Origin of the sequence: Pseudomonas savastanoi (assembly GCF_020917325.1) — a bacterium.
GTDB classification, from domain to species: Bacteria; Pseudomonadota; Gammaproteobacteria; order Pseudomonadales; family Pseudomonadaceae; genus Aquipseudomonas; species Aquipseudomonas amygdali.
In genome coordinates, this window is sequence record NZ_CP076652.1 from 3,597,839 (window position 1) to 3,618,182 (window position 20,344).

The 20,344-nt window shown below is 58.1% G+C and carries 16 protein-coding genes; 9 read left to right on the forward strand and 7 right to left on the reverse strand.

The features are described 5' to 3' along the window. Positions 1–97: 97 nt before the first annotated feature. Positions 98–2,224, reverse strand: a complete 2,127-nt coding sequence (locus KP808_RS15020; RefSeq protein ID WP_230016421.1) for a TonB-dependent siderophore receptor — start codon at positions 2,222–2,224, stop codon at positions 98–100. 192 nt (positions 2,225–2,416) lie between these two features. On the opposite strand from KP808_RS15020, the gene pncA reads away from it, so the two are divergent. The 7 genes from pncA to KP808_RS15055 all read left to right on the forward strand — a co-directional run bounded on the left by pncA (position 2,417) and on the right by KP808_RS15055 (position 11,983). Continuing rightward, the gene (pncA, locus tag KP808_RS15025) at positions 2,417–3,061 is read left to right on the forward strand and encodes a bifunctional nicotinamidase/pyrazinamidase (protein WP_230016422.1); all 645 of its coding nucleotides are present in this window, start codon (positions 2,417–2,419) and stop codon (positions 3,059–3,061) included. 140 nt (positions 3,062–3,201) lie between these two features. Beyond that, on the forward strand, positions 3,202–4,140 hold the full coding sequence (locus KP808_RS15030) for a formate/nitrite transporter family protein (protein ID WP_122258970.1): 939 nt from the start codon (positions 3,202–3,204) through the stop codon (positions 4,138–4,140). Between the two features lie 86 nt (positions 4,141–4,226). Then, the gene (locus KP808_RS15035; RefSeq protein WP_004661386.1) at positions 4,227–4,910 is read left to right on the forward strand and encodes a response regulator transcription factor; all 684 of its coding nucleotides are present in this window, start codon (positions 4,227–4,229) and stop codon (positions 4,908–4,910) included. Beyond that, the gene (locus tag KP808_RS15040) at positions 4,888–6,285 is read left to right on the forward strand and encodes a sensor histidine kinase (protein ID WP_058400429.1); all 1,398 of its coding nucleotides are present in this window, start codon (positions 4,888–4,890) and stop codon (positions 6,283–6,285) included. Before KP808_RS15035 ends, KP808_RS15040 begins: the two co-directional genes overlap by 23 nt. A gap of 432 nt (positions 6,286–6,717) precedes the next feature. After that, the gene (locus tag KP808_RS15045) at positions 6,718–7,644 is read left to right on the forward strand and encodes an alpha/beta fold hydrolase (RefSeq protein ID WP_230016423.1); all 927 of its coding nucleotides are present in this window, start codon (positions 6,718–6,720) and stop codon (positions 7,642–7,644) included. A gap of 98 nt (positions 7,645–7,742) precedes the next feature. Beyond that, the gene (locus KP808_RS15050) at positions 7,743–8,948 is read left to right on the forward strand and encodes an efflux RND transporter periplasmic adaptor subunit (RefSeq protein ID WP_080394755.1); all 1,206 of its coding nucleotides are present in this window, start codon (positions 7,743–7,745) and stop codon (positions 8,946–8,948) included. Beyond that, positions 8,945–11,983, forward strand: a complete 3,039-nt coding sequence (locus KP808_RS15055) for an efflux RND transporter permease subunit (protein ID WP_230016424.1) — start codon at positions 8,945–8,947, stop codon at positions 11,981–11,983. Before KP808_RS15050 ends, KP808_RS15055 begins: the two co-directional genes overlap by 4 nt. A 4-nt stretch (positions 11,984–11,987) precedes the next feature. On the opposite strand, the gene KP808_RS15060 is transcribed toward KP808_RS15055, so the two are convergent. The 5 genes from KP808_RS15060 to KP808_RS15080 form a co-directional block, all read right to left on the reverse strand. Further along, positions 11,988–12,830, reverse strand: a complete 843-nt coding sequence (locus tag KP808_RS15060) for an amidohydrolase family protein (RefSeq protein WP_058407784.1) — start codon at positions 12,828–12,830, stop codon at positions 11,988–11,990. A gap of 52 nt (positions 12,831–12,882) precedes the next feature. Next, positions 12,883–14,169, reverse strand: a complete 1,287-nt coding sequence (locus KP808_RS15065; RefSeq protein WP_058400425.1) for an MFS transporter — start codon at positions 14,167–14,169, stop codon at positions 12,883–12,885. Positions 14,170–14,219: 50 nt separating this feature from the next. Further along, positions 14,220–14,951, reverse strand: coding sequence for a GntR family transcriptional regulator (locus KP808_RS15070; RefSeq protein WP_230016425.1), 732 nt, complete (start codon positions 14,949–14,951; stop codon positions 14,220–14,222). Between the two features lie 142 nt (positions 14,952–15,093). Next, positions 15,094–15,744, reverse strand: a complete 651-nt coding sequence (locus KP808_RS15075) for an HNH endonuclease family protein (protein WP_058400423.1) — start codon at positions 15,742–15,744, stop codon at positions 15,094–15,096. Next, positions 15,731–17,089, reverse strand: a complete 1,359-nt coding sequence (locus KP808_RS15080) for an AAA family ATPase (RefSeq protein WP_230016426.1) — start codon at positions 17,087–17,089, stop codon at positions 15,731–15,733. Before KP808_RS15080 ends, KP808_RS15075 begins: the two co-directional genes overlap by 14 nt. A 247-nt stretch (positions 17,090–17,336) precedes the next feature. Between KP808_RS15080 and KP808_RS15085 the strand changes: the two genes are divergently transcribed. Continuing rightward, a complete protein-coding gene (locus tag KP808_RS15085) occupies positions 17,337–18,533 on the forward strand; it encodes an MFS transporter (protein WP_230016427.1) in 1,197 nt (398 codons plus the stop codon). 227 nt (positions 18,534–18,760) lie between these two features. Next, complete coding sequence (locus KP808_RS15090; protein ID WP_003435958.1) at positions 18,761–19,507, forward strand: hypothetical protein; 747 nt, start codon at positions 18,761–18,763, stop codon at positions 19,505–19,507. Between the two features lie 44 nt (positions 19,508–19,551). Here the strand turns inward: KP808_RS15090 and KP808_RS15095 are convergent, their stop codons facing one another. Next, entirely contained in the window at positions 19,552–20,274 is a 723-nt protein-coding gene (locus KP808_RS15095) for an alpha/beta hydrolase (RefSeq protein ID WP_004665664.1), read from the reverse strand. Between the last annotated feature and the right edge of the window lie 70 nt (positions 20,275–20,344).

The following is a 20,344-nucleotide window of genomic DNA, read 5'->3' on the forward strand; positions in this document are numbered from 1 at the left end:
ACGGCGTGTGATCAGGCTCCGGTATCCATGACACACGCAGCTGAACCTGACCCTCAAAGGGTCAGGCTTTGCACCTAGGAATCAGATACCTGCACCATCACAACGTATAAGCAATCCCCACCTGCACCGTCCGCGGCGCTCCCGGATACGCATAGACGTTGCCAAACGCGCCTTCCTCATACTCGGTATCGAAGACGTTCTTCAGGTCGAGGTTGAGCTTCACGTGCTGATTGACCTTGTAGTAGGCCAGCAGGTCGAACACGGTGTAGCTGTCCATCGAAAAGGCGACGTTGGCGGTGCGCCCGGCGCGCTGGTCGACATAACGACCGCCGCCGCCCAGACCCAAGCCGCGCAAGGCACCTTCCTGAAACTCGTAGACGTTGAGCAGGCTGAAGGTCTGCTCAGGGATGTTCATCAACCGTGTGCCGGAGCGCAGCGTGTTGTCCTTGGTTACTTCAGCGTCGACGTAAGCGTAGCTGCCCATCATCCGCCACTCGGGCGTCAGGTTGCCGACCACGTTGAGGTCCAGGCCACGGCTGCGCACTTCGCCTGCCGCGACACTGAATGTGGAATCAACCGGGTCAGTGGTCAGCACGTTACGCTTCTCGATCTGGTAGATCGCCGCATCAACACTCAACTGGCCGTCCAGCGCTTCCCACTTGGTGCCGATCTCGTATGACTTGCCCTCTTCCGGCTTGAAGCCGCCACCCAGCCGGCTGGCACCGCTGTTGGGCTTGAACGAACGTGCGGTGTTGGCGTAGACCGCGACGGTGTCGGTCAGGTCGTAGCTCAGGCCAACGCGCGGTGTGACGGCGTTATCGCTGGCGGTCCAGCTGCTGGTGCCAGGCAAGAAGGAATCGTAGTCATGTTCAAAACGCTCCAGACGCAAGCCGCCCAATAACTTCAGGCGCTCGGTCAGCGCCACCTGGTCCTGCACGAAGGCAGCCCAGGTCTTGAGGTTTTCCTTGTCATGGGTCGTGGTCCGGGTCAGTGCCGGTCGGGCCTGACCATAGACAGGGTTGAAGATGTCAATCGGGTAGGCGCCGACGGCACCGCTGGAACGCTGGATGATCGACTTGTAGTCATAATCCTCATACTCGACCCCGGTCAGCAGCGTGTGATCGAAGCCACCGGCGGAAAAGTGCCCGGTCAGGTTCAACTGCACATCGCGGTCTGTCCATTCCAGCTTGCGATAGTTGAAGTTGCGCCCGAGGGTGCGACCATCAGCCGCCAGACCGTTGGCCTCGATGGCATCGCCTTGCAGGGAACCGTCGAGAAGCTGGACGCCACCGCCCAGCTTCCAGTCGGCATTGAGGTCATGGTCGAAGCGCAACTGTGCCATGTTGTTATCGTTATGCAGCTTGCCCACGCTCTTCTCGCCGAAGAACGTGTCGCGCGAGGCGGTGCTCGTCTGGTTGGCGTAACGCGTCAGGCCACGATCCAGCTGTGCATTGTTGCGCATGAAGTCGCCTTCGAAGGTAATGCGCGTGGCGTCGTTGACCTCCCAGCTCAAGACCGGAGCCACACCATAGCGCTCGGTCTCGACGTGATCACGAAAGGTATCGCCGCCTTCGCCCACGACGTTGAGGCGATAGGCGAAACGCCCTTCGTCATCCAGCGGACCGGACGCGTCCAGCGTGCCGCGCTTCATGCCCTGATCATTGAGCTGGCTGCCCAGCGTGACCTTGCGCTCGGCCAGTGGCTGCTTGGAGACCACGTTGAAAGTGCCGCCCGGATCGCCCCGGCCGTACAGCGTGGTGGCCGGACCGCGCAACACTTCAAGGCGCTCGATGGTGTTGGCATCCGGCATGTTCGGATAGCCGCGATTGATCGGGAAGCCGTTGCGATAGAACTCGCCGGTGGTAAAACCGCGCACCGTGAATGTAGTCAGCCCTTGACCGCCGAAGTTGTTGGCCCGCCCGACGCCGCCCGCGTAGTCCAGAGCGTCCTGCAAGCGCGTGGAGCCGATGTCTTCTACCGCGTCGCGGGTCACAACGCTGACGGACTGTGGCGTTTCATGCAGCGAGGTATCGGTGCGCGTGGCGCTGGCGGAGCGTGTGGCGCGATAGCCCTCGACCGGCCCTTGCGCCGTTTCAGCATTGGCAGCGCCCTGAATGTCGATATTCTGCAACTCTATGGAAGGTTGCCCGGCAGTAACCTGGTCAGCCCAGGCGGCTTGAGAGATCGCTTGAATGACGCAAAGTGAAACGAGAGTACGACGCATCGACGTGCAGCCCTTGGCAAGAAACCAGGCCTCTTGGGACCCGGCAGGATTTTTCGCGAATAGTACAGATTCGTATTAACGCCTGATACAAATTCGCAAAAATATCTTTTGCCTATGCTACGCATCTCGCTTCGCAACCGTGGGGACAAACAGGCAAACTGGCGCTCATCGCACTTCACAAGAGAACCGACAATGCCTCTTTCCGACAAGCCTGCCGACCCGCGCTGTGCTTTGCTGGTGATCGACATGCAGTACGACTTCATGCCCGGCGGACAACTGGCGGTGGCTGACGGCGATGCGTTGCTGCCGTTGATCAATCGTCTGGGCGCGCGCTTTGCCCGAGTGATCATCACGCAGGACTGGCATCCTGCCGGGCATATTTCGTTTGCTTCAAGCCACGCTCAGCGCCTGCCATTCGAGAGCATCATCCTGCCCTACGGCCCGCAAACCCTGTGGCCGGACCATTGCGTGCAAGGCAGCCACGGTGCGCAGTTGCACGCCGATCTTGACCTGCCTCACGCGCAACTGATCCTGCGCAAGGGCTGCAATGCGCATATCGACAGCTATTCGGCATTTCTGGAGGCAGACCGTACGACCAGCACAGGCCTGGCCGGGTATCTGAAAGAGCGCGGCATCGACACGGTATTCGTGGTCGGTCTGGCGCTGGATTTCTGCGTCGCCTGGTCTGCTCAGGATGCACGCAGTGCCGGTTTCAATACGTATGTCATCGAAGATGGCTGTCGCGCGATCGACATGAACGGCTCGCTGGAGAACGCCTGGAAGACCCTGCTGAGCATGGGTGTAGAACGCGTGCAAAGCGCCGATTTGCTGGGCTAGACAGGCGCATCCTGCAACCGGTGCAAACAATCGTTGATACGTCCCGCGGTTAGCGAACGACCGCGCGTGGCGCCTGTCTGAACCATCGGACCGGCAATGCCCGTGCCGGTCCATTTCATCACTGGCGCTGAGGATGTTGTATGGATCACGAAGTAGACGGCAAGACCCCCGGCCTGTCAGCCGAGGAAGAGCGCGAGATTGATGAAAACCAGCCGCCCCGCGCGGCGGTGTTGCACGAAACCATTCGTATTCAGGGCGATCACGAACTGGAGCGCAGTGTTGCCGCCCTGTGGTGGTCGGCACTCGCGGCCGGGTTGACCATGGGCCTGTCGTTGATGGCGATGGGGCTGTTCAAGTCGCGGCTGGAAGGCATACCCGGCAGTCACGTCATCAGCAGCCTTGGCTATTCGGCCGGGTTTCTCGCGGTCATCCTGGCGCGCCAGCAATTGTTCACTGAAAACACTATTACCGCCGTGCTGCCGATCATGAGCAAGTTGAACCTGGCCAATATCGGTCGATTGTTCCGACTATGGGGTGTGGTACTGGCGGGCAACCTCGCTGGGACGCTGCTGGTGGCCTATGTCATGCTCAATCTGCCGATTTTCGACACCAGCACAGACAAGGCATTTCTGGAGATTGGCCACAAGGTCATGGAAAACGACGTCAGTCAGATGTTTTCCAAGGGCATCGTGTCCGGCTGGATGATCGCGACCATGGTCTGGATGATTGCGTCCATGGAAAATGCCAAGATCGCCATTATCATTCTGATCACCTACTTGATGGCGCTCGGAGACTTCACGCACATTGTCGTGGGCTCGGCCGAAGTGTCCTATCTGGTATTTGCCGGAGAACTGGGCTGGAAGGATTTCTGGTTTACCTTTGCCGCTCCTACATTGGCAGGCAATATCATTGGTGGCAGCTTTATCTTTGCCTTGATCAGCCACGCACAGATCCGCAGCGAAAAAGACACGACCGCCAAACTGGAACGCGATCGTCAGAACAAGGCAGAAAAAAGCCGCCGCGAAAAGCAGCAGCAAGAGCTCAAGGACGCGGATATCAGCATGCGGAATGACATATGATCCCTATCATTAAACTTTCTTTCAGGAAGCGCAGTGGCTTTTAAAGGCAGAATGAGTTTTTGAACGCACTTATTCAGGCAGGGACCATGACCCGAATTCTGGCAATCGAAGATGATGCCATCACAGCAAAGGAAATCGTGACCGAGCTCAGCAACCACGGACTGGAAGTGGACTGGGTGGACAACGGCCGTGACGGTCTTGCACGTGCAGTGAGCGGAGACTATGACTTGATTACTCTGGACCGCATGCTTCCGGAGATGGATGGTCTGACCATCGTCACCCACCTGCGCGCCCAGGGTATCTCCACGCCGATCTTGATGATCAGCGCCCTTTCCGACGTGGACGAGCGGGTGCGCGGGCTGCGCGCAGGCGGTGATGACTATCTGCCCAAACCGTTTGCTTCCGACGAAATGGCGGCACGTGTCGAAGTGCTCCTGCGCCGCAGCAACCCGGTCAGCGCGGGCAAGACCGTGCTGCAGGTCGCTGATCTGGAACTGAACCTGATCAGCCGCGAAGCCTGCCGTGGTGGTGAGCCGCTGACCCTGCTGCCCACCGAGTTCAAGCTGCTGGAATTCCTGATGCGCAACAGCGGCCAGATCATCACCCGCATGATGATTTTCCAGGAAGTCTGGGGCTATCACTTTGATCCGGGTACCAATTTGATCGACGTACACATTGGCCGTCTGCGCAAGAAGATAGACCAACCTGGCACCGCACAGCTGATCCAGACCGTGCGAGGTTCAGGTTATGTTATTGCCGAACCCGTCTAAGGGCTGGCGATCTTCAACAAGCCGATTACTGGCGCTATACAGTTCCTTGTTCGTCGCCTGGAGCGTGATGCTGCTGGGCGTTCTCTACTGGGAGGTCAACTCCTACCTAGATAACCTCGCCCGCCAGTCACTCACTCACCGCCAGCAGCTGTTTTCGCGCTTTGAAGGTCAGGCACTGGTTGACGCTCTGGCCACCAGCATGACCTTCGATACACGCGCAGTGGACGCCTACGGCCTGTTCGACCGAAACTTTCGCCCCGTGGCAGGCCCTATTACCCGCGTGCCGAAAAACCTGCCCATCGACGGCCAGATCCATGTACTGAGCGACTGCATCGAATCGGATGACCCGGGCCTGCCGCAAGGCAGCTGTGATGCGATAGTCAACCGAACGTCCGACGGGCGCTGGCTGGTACTGGTGCGCGAGAATGGCTCGTTGCTTGCCGTCAGCACCCTGATCCTGCACGCTTTGCTGTGGGGCATCTCTCTGACCATTATTCCCGGGGTCGCCGGTTGGCATTTGCTGCGCCGCCGACCGTTGCGCCGCATACGCGCCATTCAGGCCAGCGCCGAATCAATCATCGCCGGCGACATGGCCGGTCGCCTGCCGGTCTCGAACAGGCGCGATGAGCTGGACATGCTGGCGGTGATCGTCAACGCCATGCTCGACCGTATCGAAAAGCTCATGAACGAGGTCAAGGGCGTCTGCGACAATATCGCCCATGACCTGCGCACGCCACTGACCCGGCTGCGGGCCCAGCTTTATCGCATTCAGCAGCAATCAGCGCACGATTCGCCCCACTCCACCCAGATTGCCCAGGTAATCAGTGAAGCAGACACGCTGATGGCGCGTTTTCGTGGGCTGCTGCGCATTTCGGAACTGGAAGACCGTCAGCGACGCTCAGCCTTCGTAGAACTGGAGCTGCAGCCACTGCTGCAGGAACTGCATGATTTCTACCTGCCGCTGGCCGAAGAAGACCAGATCACCCTGCTGCTGGACCTGCACGACACGTTACCCACACTGGTAGGCGACCGAGCCCTGCTGTTTGAAGCGCTGACCAACCTGCTGGGAAATGCAATCAAGTTCACCCCTTCCGGCGGGATTGTGAAAATCAGCGCCTACCCCTCCAGCGACGGCCTCACGCCATGCATCGAAGTACAGGACTCCGGGCCCGGCATCCCCGTCGCCGAGCGCGCAGCCGTCTTCCAGCGCTTCTATCGCAGCGAAACCGGCACTGAACAGAGCGGTTTCGGGCTCGGTCTCTCCGTAGTCGCCGCCATCGTCAATCTGCATGGTTTTACGCTGCAGATAGGCATCAGCGAATACGGCGGCGCAAGCTTGTTGCTGGAATGTCGCACCGTAAACACCCTGGCCTGAGATTCAGTCACGACCCCCTTCCGTAAAACGCTGCGCGCCTGCTTTTTGACGAGCTTGAAGCGTCTGCCTCAATGCTTCCAGAGCTTTCGATAGTTATCTGGCGCAGTCTGCCAAGCGCTAAATTGTAACAATATGTTTCAAAAATCGACACAGCTTGACCGTTTCAGCGCTCACAAGTTCCACTCAATAAATGCGCTTTTCTGGCTTTATATGACGGTTTTCCCCGAATAAATCACCCCATCGATCAGATGGGAGCTCTTCGCCTCCCAGGCAAAATGTGAACGAATAGACATTTTTATGACGTCAGCGTCTTGTCGCTGCGCTGGCACTGCGCTATCTATAACCGGGCAAACGAGGTACCTGCTGCACCGCTTGGCTGCACCCAAAATAATAACTCACCGGATTTCGCCACTAACAAGGCGAGGCTTTGACATGGCTGCCAGAGCAGAGAACGCTGTACTAATTAGTTGGATCAACATCGGCTGGGAGGCTGTTATGGGCGCACAATCAAAGATTTTAAGCGTAGGTCAGTACAAGGTTTACACCGAGACTTACTGGAAAGGCAGCGAGGCCAAGACCATCTTGCTGGTCAACGGGGCGTTATCGACCACCGGCTCTTTCGGGCAGACCGTCAAGTACCTGCAACCGCACTACAACCTTGTACTATTCGACCTGCCGTTTTCGGGGCAATCCCGAGCCCACAACCCGGACGACATGATTGTCAGCAAGGAAGATGAAGTAAACATCCTGCTGCAGTTGATCGACCTTTATCAGGTGAACCACCTGCTGTCGGTATCCTGGGGCGGTGTATCGGCCCTGCTGGCCCTTTCCGAGTGCCCGCCAACCGTGGAAAAGGCGATCATCAGTTCGTTCTCGCCGGTCCTCAACGAGGCCATGCTCGATTACATCGATAACGCCCAGATCTATCTGGCCGCGCGCGAGAAGCGCAAGATCGGCTCACTGCTCAATGACACCGTGGGCAAGTACCTGCCGCGTCTGTTCAAACTCTATAACTACAAGCACCTGATCAGCCTTGCCGAACACGAATATCGCCAGATCGACTTTCACATTAGCCAGATTCGTAAACTAAGCGCCACTAACTATGTCGAGCGTTTCTCCTCGATCAAGATTCCGGTGCTGTTCATCAACGGTGAAAAAGATGAGTACACCACCGTTGAAGATGCGCGGATGTTTTCCAACTACATCGCCAAAAGCAGTTTCAACGTAGTTCCGGACACCGGGCATTTTCTGGACCTTGAGAGCAAGGCGGCGTGGCACCACTCGCAACGCACCGCACTGACTTTCCTGGGCACTGAAGCCACTCAACAGGTATGGCCAAGCGTCACCGCGATGGCCTGAAGCACGCTCGCCTGCGCCCGGGAAGCCGTTCAGCTTTTCCGGCGTGACGCAGTGATTCACCGGTGTTGGTTTCTTTGATCGGGCAGTGCTATTCGTTGATGACTTTTCCTTTTGCAACGCGTTTGCGTTGGTACTGCCGTGCTACCGGAAATGTCCGGCCATCGCACTTCATACCTGTTCAGCCCGGCCTGGTGCTGGGGTTCATTTCACTGCTCTCGCTCAGCGCTTGCTCCGCAGGAAAACCTGCGGAAAAGGCGCTGGTGCGAGTCGAGGTGCAGCCAGTTGCCTTGGTGGACGTCTCAAGCAGTGTGACGCTGACAGGCGATATCCAGGCGCGCAAGGTGACCGAGCAAGCGTTTCGCGTGTCGGGCAAGCTGATCAAACGCTATGTCGATGTCGGGGACCGCGTGCGTGCCGGGCAAGTGCTTGCCAGGCTGGACCCGCAAGAACAGAAGAACGAACTGGCGTCGGCCAATGCCGAAGTGGCCATACGACAGTCGCGTTTATACCTAGCCGAACAGAATTACCAGCGTCAGCAAGTGCTGCTGCCCAAGGGCTATACCAACCTCAGTGAATACCAGAAGGCACACTCCGGCCTTGCGAGTGCGCGTGCTGAATTGGCAGCGCTGCAAGCTCAACAGGCCAACGCACGTGATCAAGTCGGTTACACCGAACTGCTCGCAGTAGCCGATGGCGTCATCACTGCACGGCACGCCGAAGAAGGTCAGGTGGTCCAAGCCGCCGCGCCGGTGTTCAGTGTTGCTCACGATGGCGAACGCGAAGCGGTATTTTCCGTGTATGAATCGCTGCTGCGCTCCGATCAGACAGGCACCACGGTGATCATCAGCCCTATTGCTCAGCAGAGCATTCAGTTGACCGGCATCATCAGGGAAATCACGCCCATCGTTTCCGCCGCAAACGGCACGTTGCGAGTGCGCGTTGCGCTGCCGAAAGTCGCCGCTGCGCCTGCGCTCGGCTCAGTGGTCAGCGCCCGCCTGCAGGTTCGGTCGCAACGGGCGTTCGCCCTGCCCTGGTCAGCGCTGAGCCGCACCAAGGGTCAACCGGCAGTCTGGCAGGTGGACGCTCAGGCCAGGGTCAAGCTGACGCGGGTCAATGTGCTGCGCTATGAACAAGGTCAAGTGATCGTTTCAGAGGGGCTGTCCGAGGGCGATCGGGTGGTTTCCCGCGGGCTGCAGTTTCTCTATCCGGGGCAACAGGTCGAGGTGGCCGAAGTGATGACTGCCGGCGTCAACGGCATGCAGTCCGGACAGAAAGTACGCATGCAGCGAGAGGTCAGTTTGTGAGGGAACGCTTCAATCTGTCGGCCTGGGGGCTCAGGCATCGCACGCTGGTCTGGTACATGATGTTCGTTTCACTGCTGATGGGCAGTTGGTCGTTTCTGAATCTGGGCCGCGAGGAAGACCCTTCCTTTGCCATCAAGACCATGGTCATTCAGGCGCGTTGGCCGGGTGCGACGCTACCCGACACCTTGCAACAGGTTACCGACCGGCTGGAAAAGAAGCTCGAAGAAATCGACGCGCTGGATTACGTGAAAAGCTACACACTGGCCGGCGAATCGACGCTTTTTGTCTTTCTTAAAAGCGAGACCCGCAGCGCTGATATTCCGGCAGCGTGGTATCAGGTGCGCAAGAAGATAAGCGATGTACGCAGCGAATTGCCCAGCGGCATTCAGGGCCCTGCATTCAACGATGAGTTTGGTGACGTGTTCGGCAGTATCTATGCGTTCACCGCTGATGGACTGTCCTTTCGCCAGTTGCGCGATTACGTCGAACAGGTACGCGCCGACATCCGCAGCGTACCCAACCTGGGCAAGATCGAGCTGCTCGGCGCCCAGCGCGAAGTCATTTATCTGAATTTCTCGATCCGTAAGCTTGCGGCGCTGGGCATCGATCAGCGCCAGGTGCTGCAAAGCCTGCAAGCGCAAAACCCGGTAACGCCTGCTGGGGTGATTGAGGCAGGCCCGGAACGCATTGCGGTGCGCGCCAGCGGTCAGTTCAGCAGTGAAAAGGACCTTGAGGCCGTCAACCTGCGCTTCGGCGGACGGTTCTTTCGTCTCAGCGATCTGGCGACCATCGAACGCCGCTACGCCGACCCGCCCTCCTCGCTGTTCCGTTTCAATGGCCAACCGGCCATCGGGCTTGCGGTGGCCATGAAACAAGGCGGCAACATTCAGGCATTCGGTACGCAGTTGCAGCAGCGCATCGACCAGCTGACCACCGAGCTGCCATTGGGCATCGGCGTGCATCTGGTGTCCAGCCAGGCCGACGTGGTTGAAAAAGCTATCGGCGGCTTCACCCATGCACTCTTTGAGGCGATCCTGATTGTGTTGGTCGTGAGCTTCATCAGCCTCGGCATTCGCGCAGGTCTGGTGGTGGCCTGTTCGATTCCGCTGGTGCTGGCGCTGGTCTTCGTGTTCATGGAGTACAGCGGCATCACCATGCAGCGCATCTCGTTGGGCGCGCTGATCATCGCCCTGGGCCTGTTGGTGGATGACGCAATGATTACCGTCGAAATGATGGTGACCCGCCTGGAAAGCGGCGATTCGTTACCGCAGGCCGCGACCTTTGCCTATACCTCGACCGCCTTCCCGATGCTGACCGGCACGCTGGTGACGGTTGCCGGTTTCGTGCCCATCGGCCTGAATTCCAGTTCAGCGGGCGAATACGTGTTCACCATGTTCGCGGTCATCGCCGTGGCCCTGCTGCTGTCCTGGCTGGTGGCGGTGCTGTTTGCGCCGCTGATTGGCGTGCACATTCTAAAGGCGTCGGCGCCGCATGCCGCGCCGGGGCGCTGGATGCGCGGCTTCAGCGGCCTGCTGGTCAAGACACTGGAGCACCGCTGGTGGGTAATCGGCATCACACTACTGATGTTCATCGCCTCGCTGTTTGCGGCCCGGCTGCTGCAGAACCAGTTCTTTCCGGACTCCGACCGCCCGGAAATCCTGGTGGATATCTATATGCCGCAAAACGGCTCCATCGAAGGCACACGCCAGACCATGGATCGCTTTGAAGCCACGCTCAAGGACGATCCCGATGTGTTGCGCTGGAGTTCCTATGTGGGCAAAGGTGCGGTGCGTTTCTACCTGCCGCTGGACCAGCAACTGAGCAATCCCTTTTATGGGCAGCTGGTGATCGTCAGCCAGGGCGGCGCAGCGCGTGATCGTCTGATCGAGCGTCTGCGCCAGCGCTTTCGTGACGATTATGTCGGGGTGGGCGGCTACGTCCAGCCACTGAACATGGGGCCGCCAGTGGGCTGGCCGGTGCAATACCGGGTAAGCGGCCCGGACATCGAACAGGTGCGCAGCCAGGCGATGGCACTGGCGGCCATCCTCGACGCCAACCCGAACATCGGCCAGGTCATCTATGACTGGAACGAGCCGGGCAAAGTACTGAAGATTGATATCGCGCAGGACAAGGTGCGTCAATTCGGCCTGTCTTCGGAAGACGTGGCGCAAATTCTCAACAGCATGGTCAGCGGAACGACCATCACGCAGGTGCGCGACAGTACCTACCTGATCGACCTGGTCGCGCGCGCAGAAAACGATGAGCGCAACTCGGTACAAAGCCTCGGCAACCTGCAGATCCCGACACCCAATGGTGCGAGCGTGCCGCTGCTGGCGTTCGCCACGCTCAGTTACGAGCAGGAACAGCCGCTGGTCTGGCGTCGCGACCGGCTGGCGACCATCACCCTGAAAGCCAGCGTGCTCGGAAAACTGCAACCGGCCGCGCTGGTCAGGCAATTGAAACCGGAAGTCGACGCCTTCAGCGCCCGCCTGCCACTGCGCTATTCGCTGGCTACTGGTGGCGCGGTCGAGGCCAGCGCCCGCTCGCAAGGGCCCATATTGAAGGTCGTGCCACTGATGTTGCTGCTGGTGGTGAGCTTTTTGATGATCCAGCTGCACAGTGTCAAAAAGCTTCTGCTAGTGGTCAGCGTGGTGCCGCTCGGGCTGATTGGCGTGGTCGCAGCGTTATTGATATCCGGCTATCCGCTGGGCTTCGTCGCGATTCTTGGTGTGCTGGCGCTGATCGGCATCATTATTCGCAACTCGGTGATTCTGGTCACACAGATCGACGAGTTCATCGCTGCCGGTGAGAGTGCCTGGACATCGGTGGTCAAGGCCACCGAACATCGCTGCCGGCCGATTCTGCTGACCGCAGCAGCTGCAAGCCTGGGCATGATCCCGATTGCCCGCGAGGTGTTCTGGGGCCCGATGGCGATCGCCATGATCGGCGGTATCGCCATTGCCACCTTGCTGACATTGTTTTTTCTGCCTGCGCTGTATGTGGTCAGCTACAGGATCAGGCCGCCTGCGGCTTAGCGGGTCAGATTTCGATTGGCAGAAAATCAAACAACGCCTGAGGAGCCTCGACCAGCAACATGTTTTTGAGCGGTTCCGGACATTCAAGCGCCCGGAACTGCTCGACCACACTGGCGTAACTGACTTCTTGTTCATGCTGGGTGTGTGGCCAGTCGCTGCCCCATACCAACCGGCGCGGACCAAAGCTTTGCAGCAGCAGCGGCAATGCAGCGTGGGCAAACGCCGCATTCTGCTCGGCACTGCCGCCCAGTCGATAAATTGCCGAGACTTTCATCCACAGCTGCCCGCTCAGGCCCAATTCCAGCAATGCCTGGAACGCCGGGTCATCAATACCAAGGCGCGCATCGGGTCGACCAAAATGGTCGATCACAATCTTGCAACCGAATGGTAGCAACTGCCGGATCAGCCCCGGCAAGTCGGCAACCTCACGGTGCAGTTCAATATGCCAGCCAAGGGTCCAGACGTTCTTGAACAACGACTTCCATTCAGGTGCGGTGAAGTCAGGCAACGCCCTGCCGATGAGGTTCAGGCGAATACCGACAATGCCCAGCCCGGCCATACGCTGCAAGGCGCCACGACTGATATCGGTATCAACCACCGCCACACCGCGCAACCGATCAGGGGCCTGTGCCAGAGCGTCGAACAGAAACCGGTTATCGGTGCCCAGAAAACTGGGCTGCACCAGTACGCCATGACTCAAACCATGTTCGTGCAGGTGGGCCAGATACGCTTGCACAGTGGCATCGTAGTCCGGGCTGTAACGTCGTCCTGACGTCAGACTCAAATCCTTGCTGAAGACATGAGCATGGGCATCAATGCCCAGGATTGGCGTGGTGGGGTCGGTCATGAGTTCATCTGTAAGTCAACGCGGTGCTGTAACACCGCAGGTGAAAGGATATTCAAGCCTGCTGCGCCGCGCCCTTATCCAGCGGGTCTGCAGCAACCGGCGTGGCCTCAAGATTGCGCCCACGGGTTTCCGGCAGGCAGAAAGCAGCCACCATCGCCACGCCATAGGCAATACCGGCATCAATGCCGATGGCAGTGCCCAGCGACATCGATTCGCTCATATGGCCCACCAGAAACGGGAATACCGCCGACAATACGCGCCCGAAGTTGTAGCAGAAGCCAACCCCTGCCCCACGTACGTCTGCCGGGTACAACTCGTTGAAAAACGAACCCAGGCTGGCCGGAATGCCAGCGGCGAAGAACCCCAGCGGGAAGCCGAGAAACAGCATTTGCGTGTTGCTCAACGGCAGCATCAGATAGCACTGCACCGTGACCACGCAGCACAGCGCGAACAGCATGATGTTCTTGCGTCGGCCAATGCGGTCGATCAACAGGCCGCTGCATACGCAACCGCACCAGAATGCAACGATAATGACCGCCAGATAGCCACCGGAGCTGAGCACTGACAGGTTGCGTTCGGTTTTCAGAAAGGTGGGCAGCCACGTCATGACCGCGTGATAACCGCCGTGCGCACCAAGGCCCAGCAAGCCGCCAAGCAAAGTGACGCGCAATAATTCGGGGCGAAAGATTCCGGCCATCGACTTGAAGAAATTACCCTTCGGCGCAGCGTTTTTCTGCATGCGCTGGAAGCTGTCCGGCTCCTCGACGTTGCGGCGCACCCAGATAATCATCAGTGCTGGCAGCAGGCCGACGAAAAACATTACCCGCCAGGCAATATCCTCCGGCACAAACGAATAGATCAGGGTAAACAACACCACCGCCAGCCCCCAGCCGACAGCCCAGGCGCTTTGCACCGTTGCCATCACCTTGCCGCGGTAGCGCGACTGGATCGTTTCGGCCATCAACACCGCGCCCGCCGCCCACTCACCGCCGATGCCGAAGCCCTGCAGCGCCTTGATGATCAGCAACTGATTGAAGCCGGTCACGAAGGCAGACAGAAAGGTAAAGAAGGAAAACCACAGGATCATCCATTGCAACGTGCGAACCCGGCCATAACGGTCGGACAACGTTCCGCCGACCCAGCCACCCAGTGCCGACGTCACCAGCGTCACGGCGCTGATCAGCCCTGCGTCGCCTTTGGTCAGGGCAAAGGCGGCAATCAGGGCCGGAATGGCCAGACCGAACATCTGCACTTCCAGAGCGTCCAGCGACCAACCGCCGAAACAGGCCCAGAAGGTCTTGCGCTCCTTGGGAGTGACTTCGCGATACCAGTTGAACATGGCTTCCTATCCTTATGAGCGTCGAATGAGTCGGGGGGATTGCAGTGCGATCAGCGAATTTCCACGCTGTAGCGGAAATGGCTGGCGTGCCCTCGTGAACGTCGCCACTCCAGAGGTTCACCGGCGTAATTACGCGCCAGTCGTTCAATGACCACTACCGGGCTGCCGGCCGAAACCTGCAGCAACCGGCCGTACACCTCGTTGACCGCTTCAGCCGTCAGGCTCTCTTGCGCATAAGCCACAACCTGACCGCAAGCCTCTTCATAGATCGGATAAAGCAACGGCCCCTGAGTATCGAGATCCAGATCCAGCAACGCCTGGAAGCGGATCCGAGGCAGCCAGATTTCTTCAGCCAGCACCGGCTGACCATCCAGCAAGCGCAGCCGGATAATCCGAATGACCGGCGCACCGGACACCAGGCCCAGTGCCTGGCTGACCGATGAAGGCGCTGCCACAGGCTCTATCGATAAAATTCGGCTTTCCGGTACACGGCGCTCACCCGCTTCGGTCTGAAAACGGAAAAAACGGAACAGTGACGACTGAAACCGGGCACGCCGAATAAACGTGCCACGCCCCTGCTGGCGCTCCAGAACGTTGTCGCTTACGAGCAGATCAATGGCCTTGCGCACGGTGCCTGTGGACAGGCAATACTCAGCGGACAGCGCCGCTTCAGTAGGAATGGCTTCGCCCGGACGCCAACGATTATTGGCAATCTGTTCGGCCAGACTGTCGCGCAGACGTTGATAAAGCGGAAGGCGTTCGTCGCTGGAGAGCTTGTTCATTGTTGTAGTTATCCAGTCATATATATGAATATTTGAGCGGATTATTGGCACGTCGCCGTTGGGCGTCAAGGGCCGATAGTCAGGACGTCAGATCGGGGATATAAATTCAAAAGGTTTCTTGGTGGTGCGGAAATGGCCTTGGTCAACGCTGACGAGCGCGTTGGATACCGATAATTACATTCACCAAAACCGGAGAAAAGGGCTGAAGAAACTGCTGAGCATCTACCTCCAGCAGATCGTTTCTTAGCAGATCGAGAACATCATCGGCTTCCGCAGCCAGTTCAGAAGGGTCGATTCTGTAAGAAAACAACAGCGCATCAATCATCTCTTTACGCTTCACTACAAGATCACGATTTGACTCTCGGGTATCGCCTAAATTGAGCACCTTGATACTTGCGCACGCCCGAGGCGTGGTGCCTGCCACCAGACCCGAAAGCTCAAACTGCAGCTCTTTTTCACATTCGATCATCAGCGGTGTAAGCGGCAGAGTCTGATGGCCATGAGCGTCGTCACACCGCCCCGCTTTGGTGCAGCTCGCGACAATGTTGCCGAAATCCAGAGTGCGATGCGGTGCTAGATGCTGCGCTTCAACATGTTCATTGCAGGCACTGCGTTTCTCTGTGGTGATCCTGCAACAGCAATAGGCGCACAAACCATGCTGTTCAGTGACACAGGCGTAACGAATGGCATCCTTGATATCTTCATGCCCCACCAGGTCGGCGTATTTCTTTCCCTTGTTCGCGCGCTTCCATTTTTCCAGCACCGCGAGACTTCCCTTTTCAATCTTTCTCACGGCGCACTTCCAGCTTACGAATCAGCAGCGAAGCTTTCGCCAATTCGATGTGATTTGCAGGTAACTCGTCAGCCAACCCTGTGTAGAGAGTACGAGCTTCATCGAGCTCTCCTCTCATCAAAAAGTGCTGCAGTTTATCCAGAGCTGTTTGAATCTCCTCATTTCGAATATCAGTGTCCATGACACTCGACAGCACCTGATTGGCATCAAGACCATAAAGACTGTCCTGCTCACGTAACTCGCCATCGTCCATGACGTACACCAGCACATCCTTGCTGTCGCTGATGACCAACGGCGAATGCGTGGTCAAGAGGAACTGGCAATTGGGGAACGTTGTAGTGAGTTGGGCGATGAGACTGCGTTGCCATTTGGGGTGCAGGTGCAAATCAACTCCGTCGATCAGGACGATGCCATTGCCGTGTAACGGGTTTTCCAGCGCCGGGTTCATCATGGCTAGGCGTCTGGCGATGTCGCCGACGAGCGCCATCATCGATTTTTCGCCTTGGGACAGCTGGGATACGTTTAGCGTCTTACCGTCTTTATCAATAGCCATGTGCAAGCGCGGCTTACGCTTGACACGCAGTTTTGTGAAGCCCGGCATGAACGCCTCAACCGCAGTTCTGACCGCAGTCAGCTGGCGGTCACGTGAAGAGGCATGCTCTTTGGCAAGCAATTCCCACACTGGCGTATTGGGCGCGATTTTTTGAGACAGCTCATTAAAGAGCTCTGCTGATATACCCGTCTCATTCTCGCTGTCTTCGCGCGCCCGAAACCACCCGAAAAAGCGGTGAAAGTCCACGCCACGCCCCAAGGCGTTGTCGTAGCCGTCGAGTTGATCAAAGGTATGTCTGGCGTGGACTTTGAGCGGTATCTCGATGACAGAGCGCTCGACGGGGTAGAAAGCCAGAAGAGGAAGAGACGTATCACTTTTTTCAGTCAACTTTGAGCGATAGCCATCAGCAAGTCTGTTGAGCTCGCTTAATACTGTGGATGAGTTGGCGTTTCGGCCTTTCCGAGTAGCGGTTATTCCCCATTCAGTTTCAAGTGGATTGATCTCGTCATCCGAAATCAACACATCCTCTATCCGAATGGTAATCGAGGATGTAGCGGCACCGTTCTGAACCATACCCTCATCGATACGACTGCCAGCACCTTTCGGCGTCCTGACTCTCGCTACCAGCCAGCTCAACGATGTAGCGACAGACTTGAGCAGCGTAGTCTTCCCCGCTCCATTATTGCCGACCAGCACGGTCACCTTCGACGCATGTCTTTCGGTAGGCGCCAGAGCGACTTCAAGATCGCTGAAACGCCCCACATTAACGAGCCTGAAGCTTTTGATTTCCATGAAGGTCCCTGAGGGGATTGATCCAGAACACAATGACGGTCGGCATTATGGCACTCCTGCACGCTCCGTGAAGACCTCGCCATAAAACGACTTACATCAAATCATCATTCCCGGAAATATCCTGTATCAACTCGCCGCACCTACTTAATCCCCGACAAAACCGTTAGCCTGCTTGCCATCAGTCAAAAACCCGCCTGACAGATGCGCCTCGCGTGTCTGCCAGGTTTACGCTCAAGCGAGAATCTTCATGCCCCACTCGTCCCACGCGGCGCACAAAGCCGTGAGCATGACCCCGGCCATGGTCATCCTGTTTGCCTTCTGCTGCGGCGCGATTGTCGCCAACATCTACTATGCGCAGCCGATCATCGAGCTGATTGCCCCGGACATCGGACTGTCGAGTACGGCCGCCAGTCTGATCGTTTCGTTGACGCAGATCGGTTATGCGCTGGGCTTGTTCTTTCTGGTGCCACTGGGTGATTTGCTGGAGAACCGCAGGCTGATGCTGATCACCACAGCGGTTGCGGTGCTCAGCCTGCTGGGCGCCGCGTTTGCCGAGCAGCCGAATCTGTTTCTGCTGGTGTCGCTGCTGGTGGGTTTCAGTTCGGTGTCGGTGCAGATGCTGATCCCGCTGGCGGCGCATCTGGCACCGGAGGAATCCCGCGGCCGCGTGGTGGGCGGAATCATGGGCGGGCTGTTGCTGGGGATTTTGCTGGCGCGGCCGATTGCCAGTCTGGTGGCTGACCATTTCGGCTGGCGCGCAGTGTTCGGGGCGGCGGCCGTGGTGATGATCGGCATCAGTGTGGTACTCGCCACCACCATGCCCAAACGCGTTCCGGATCATCGTGCATCCTACGGCCAGTTGCTGTTCTCGCTCTGGACGCTCTTGCGCACTCAGCCGGTGCTGCGCCAGCGGGCCTTTTATCAAGCGTGCATGTTCGCAACGTTCAGTCTGTTCTGGACCGCCGTGCCTCTGGAGCTGTCACGCAATCACGGGCTGTCGCAGACCCAGATCGCGATCTTTGCCCTGATCGGCGCAATTGGTGCCATTGCGGCCCCCATCAGCGGCCGTCTGGCAGACGCCGGTTACACCCGCATCGCATCACTGGGCGCGCTGCTGCTCGGCGCACTGAGCTTTCTTCCAGGCTTGGTTCACCCTGCTTACAGCGTAATTGGCCTGGCCATAACGGGCGTGGTGCTGGATTTCTGCGTGCAGACCAGCATGGTGTTGGGCCAGCGCACCGTCTATGCACTGGATGCCGCTAGCCGCAGCCGGCTCAACGCGCTGTACATGACCAGCATTTTCATCGGCGGCGCGATTGGCTCGGCGGTGGCCAGTCCGTTGTTTGATCATGGCGGCTGGACCTGGGTGCTGATCGCAGGCACGGTGCTGCCACTGACTGCCTTGCTGGCGCTGCTCAGGGATCGATCCAGGCAGAATGCGTAAACGCTGCACTTTGTAACTGATTTGCAGGATAATGCCGCGGCGATGGCATGGCCCATCGCCCTTCTGGCTCTCTCTCGCACCTCAAGGCTCGCGTATCCGGCACCTCTGGATCTGCGCGATTGAACACGGATTGTACAGACGCCTCATCCCAAGGCCCCCACCCGACGATACCGCTGCTCAAGCGTATCGGTATGCATTCCCGCAACCCGAACAAGGCAAAAACAGCAATGGACGCAGCACCACGAACAAGCAAGATTTCCGCGATTCTGGTCAAAATATCGGCAGGCATAGTCTGGATGATCGGGGTCATCTGGAGCATCTTCACCTACCTGTTTCCGGACCCGACCATTCTTGGCCTCAGTGTCGACTTTATCAACTGGAAGACACTGATCATCATTGTCAGCACAGTCATGCTGTTCAGCGGGCTGGGTATCGCCATCCTCGCCAGAAAGCTCCCCTCGTTACTGAAGCTTGGCGTGTGGATGGCGCTGTCACTGTTTCTCTGCGCGGTGTTCTTCAAATTGGGCGGCGAATACGCAAAGCCTTCGGTGGAGTTCGCCCGCAGTCAGAAACTGTTTACCGAGAATGACAACGCCAACATGTTCGGCAAGCGGTCCGAGACCGTCGACAATCTGAGTATTGAGCTGCTCGACTGTGATCAGAATGGTCAGTCGCCTACCTGCACGCTCGAGCTGATCAATAAAAGCGCCGATCGCGACTTTCGCTTTCTGAACCCTGTCAGCCTGTTTGAAGAAACCGGTGGCGCGCTGGGCCTGACACAAATGCATGTTGGCGATGCGAAGTATGATCGCTGGGACAGCTTCCAGCTGATCCGTAACGTGCCAACCAGAGTCACATTGATATTTGAGGCGACCAAGGGTCGACTGAAGAAATCACCGGCCTTGAAACTGACCTTTCGCGACCGCGAGAGCAAGGAAAACGTGCTCAAGTTCAAAGAGGTCAAGGTCAACTAGGTAACCGAGGATCTCGCGTCGCCCCCCTCGGACGACGCACGTATTCACTGACGGTTTGACTGCTTCAACCAAGCCGCCAGGTCAATGACCTCGGCTTCGTTGATGCTATGCCCCAGCCCTTCATACCCATGAAATTGCGGTGTCAGGCCGAGCGACTTCAGCGTAGCTTCGGCTTGCGGGCCGCTGGCGTAGGCCACCTGGCGATCCTGTACCCCGTGACCGATGAAGACGTTCAGGCGCTTGAGGTCATCAGAGGCTTTGACCTCGGACTGCACCACCGGCAACAACCGCCCGCTCAACGCCGCAATCCCCCCTACCAGCTTCGGCTGACGCAGGGCGACTTCGTAGCTCATCATCGCGCCCTGGCTGAACCCGACCAGAAACACCTTGCCCGGCTGCGTGTGGAACTTGCCGGTGGCCTGGGTGATGAATGCGCTCAGTTGCTTGCCGCTGCTCTTGAGGTCTTCAGTCACGCCATCGTAGTCAGGCACGCCCGGTTTCTGGGTGAACCACTTGTAACTGTCAGCGCGCAACTCCACTGGAGCCTGCACCGACAGGTAGTTGTAGTCGGCCGGAAGATGTTCCTTGAGCCCGAACAAGTCAGCCGCATTACTGCCGTAGCCATGAATGAAGATCACCAGCGGCCGGTTCGGGGTTTCGACGTTGACCTGTGCCAGGTAATCCAGCGGCAGATCAGTGTGCAGGGTGTCTTGCGCCTGCGCCATACCAGCAATGGCGAACAGCAAGGCAGCGAAAAATTTCAGCATCGATTCATGACCTCTGTTTGACGCTGCCCGCAAGCAGCGTCGTGAGTAAGCTCGGAAGCAGAAACTGACA

Coding starts and splice junctions, on each gene's coding strand:
- KP808_RS15035 (WP_004661386.1), top strand. CDS start 4,227: ATGACCCGAATTCTGGCAATCGAAGATGATGCCATCACAGCAAAGGAA.
- KP808_RS15080 (WP_230016426.1), bottom strand. CDS start 17,089: ATGGAAATCAAAAGCTTCAGGCTCGTTAATGTGGGGCGTTTCAGCGAT.
- KP808_RS15030 (WP_122258970.1), top strand. CDS start 3,202: ATGGATCACGAAGTAGACGGCAAGACCCCCGGCCTGTCAGCCGAGGAA.
- KP808_RS15070 (WP_230016425.1), bottom strand. CDS start 14,951: ATGAACAAGCTCTCCAGCGACGAACGCCTTCCGCTTTATCAACGTCTG.
- pncA (WP_230016422.1), top strand. CDS start 2,417: ATGCCTCTTTCCGACAAGCCTGCCGACCCGCGCTGTGCTTTGCTGGTG.
- KP808_RS15090 (WP_003435958.1), top strand. CDS start 18,761: ATGGACGCAGCACCACGAACAAGCAAGATTTCCGCGATTCTGGTCAAA.
- KP808_RS15060 (WP_058407784.1), bottom strand. CDS start 12,830: ATGACCGACCCCACCACGCCAATCCTGGGCATTGATGCCCATGCTCAT.
- KP808_RS15020 (WP_230016421.1), bottom strand. CDS start 2,224: ATGCGTCGTACTCTCGTTTCACTTTGCGTCATTCAAGCGATCTCTCAA.
- KP808_RS15040 (WP_058400429.1), top strand. CDS start 4,888: ATGTTATTGCCGAACCCGTCTAAGGGCTGGCGATCTTCAACAAGCCGA.
- KP808_RS15065 (WP_058400425.1), bottom strand. CDS start 14,169: ATGTTCAACTGGTATCGCGAAGTCACTCCCAAGGAGCGCAAGACCTTC.
- KP808_RS15050 (WP_080394755.1), top strand. CDS start 7,743: ATGACTTTTCCTTTTGCAACGCGTTTGCGTTGGTACTGCCGTGCTACC.
- KP808_RS15045 (WP_230016423.1), top strand. CDS start 6,718: ATGGCTGCCAGAGCAGAGAACGCTGTACTAATTAGTTGGATCAACATC.
- KP808_RS15095 (WP_004665664.1), bottom strand. CDS start 20,274: ATGCTGAAATTTTTCGCTGCCTTGCTGTTCGCCATTGCTGGTATGGCG.
- KP808_RS15085 (WP_230016427.1), top strand. CDS start 17,337: ATGCCCCACTCGTCCCACGCGGCGCACAAAGCCGTGAGCATGACCCCG.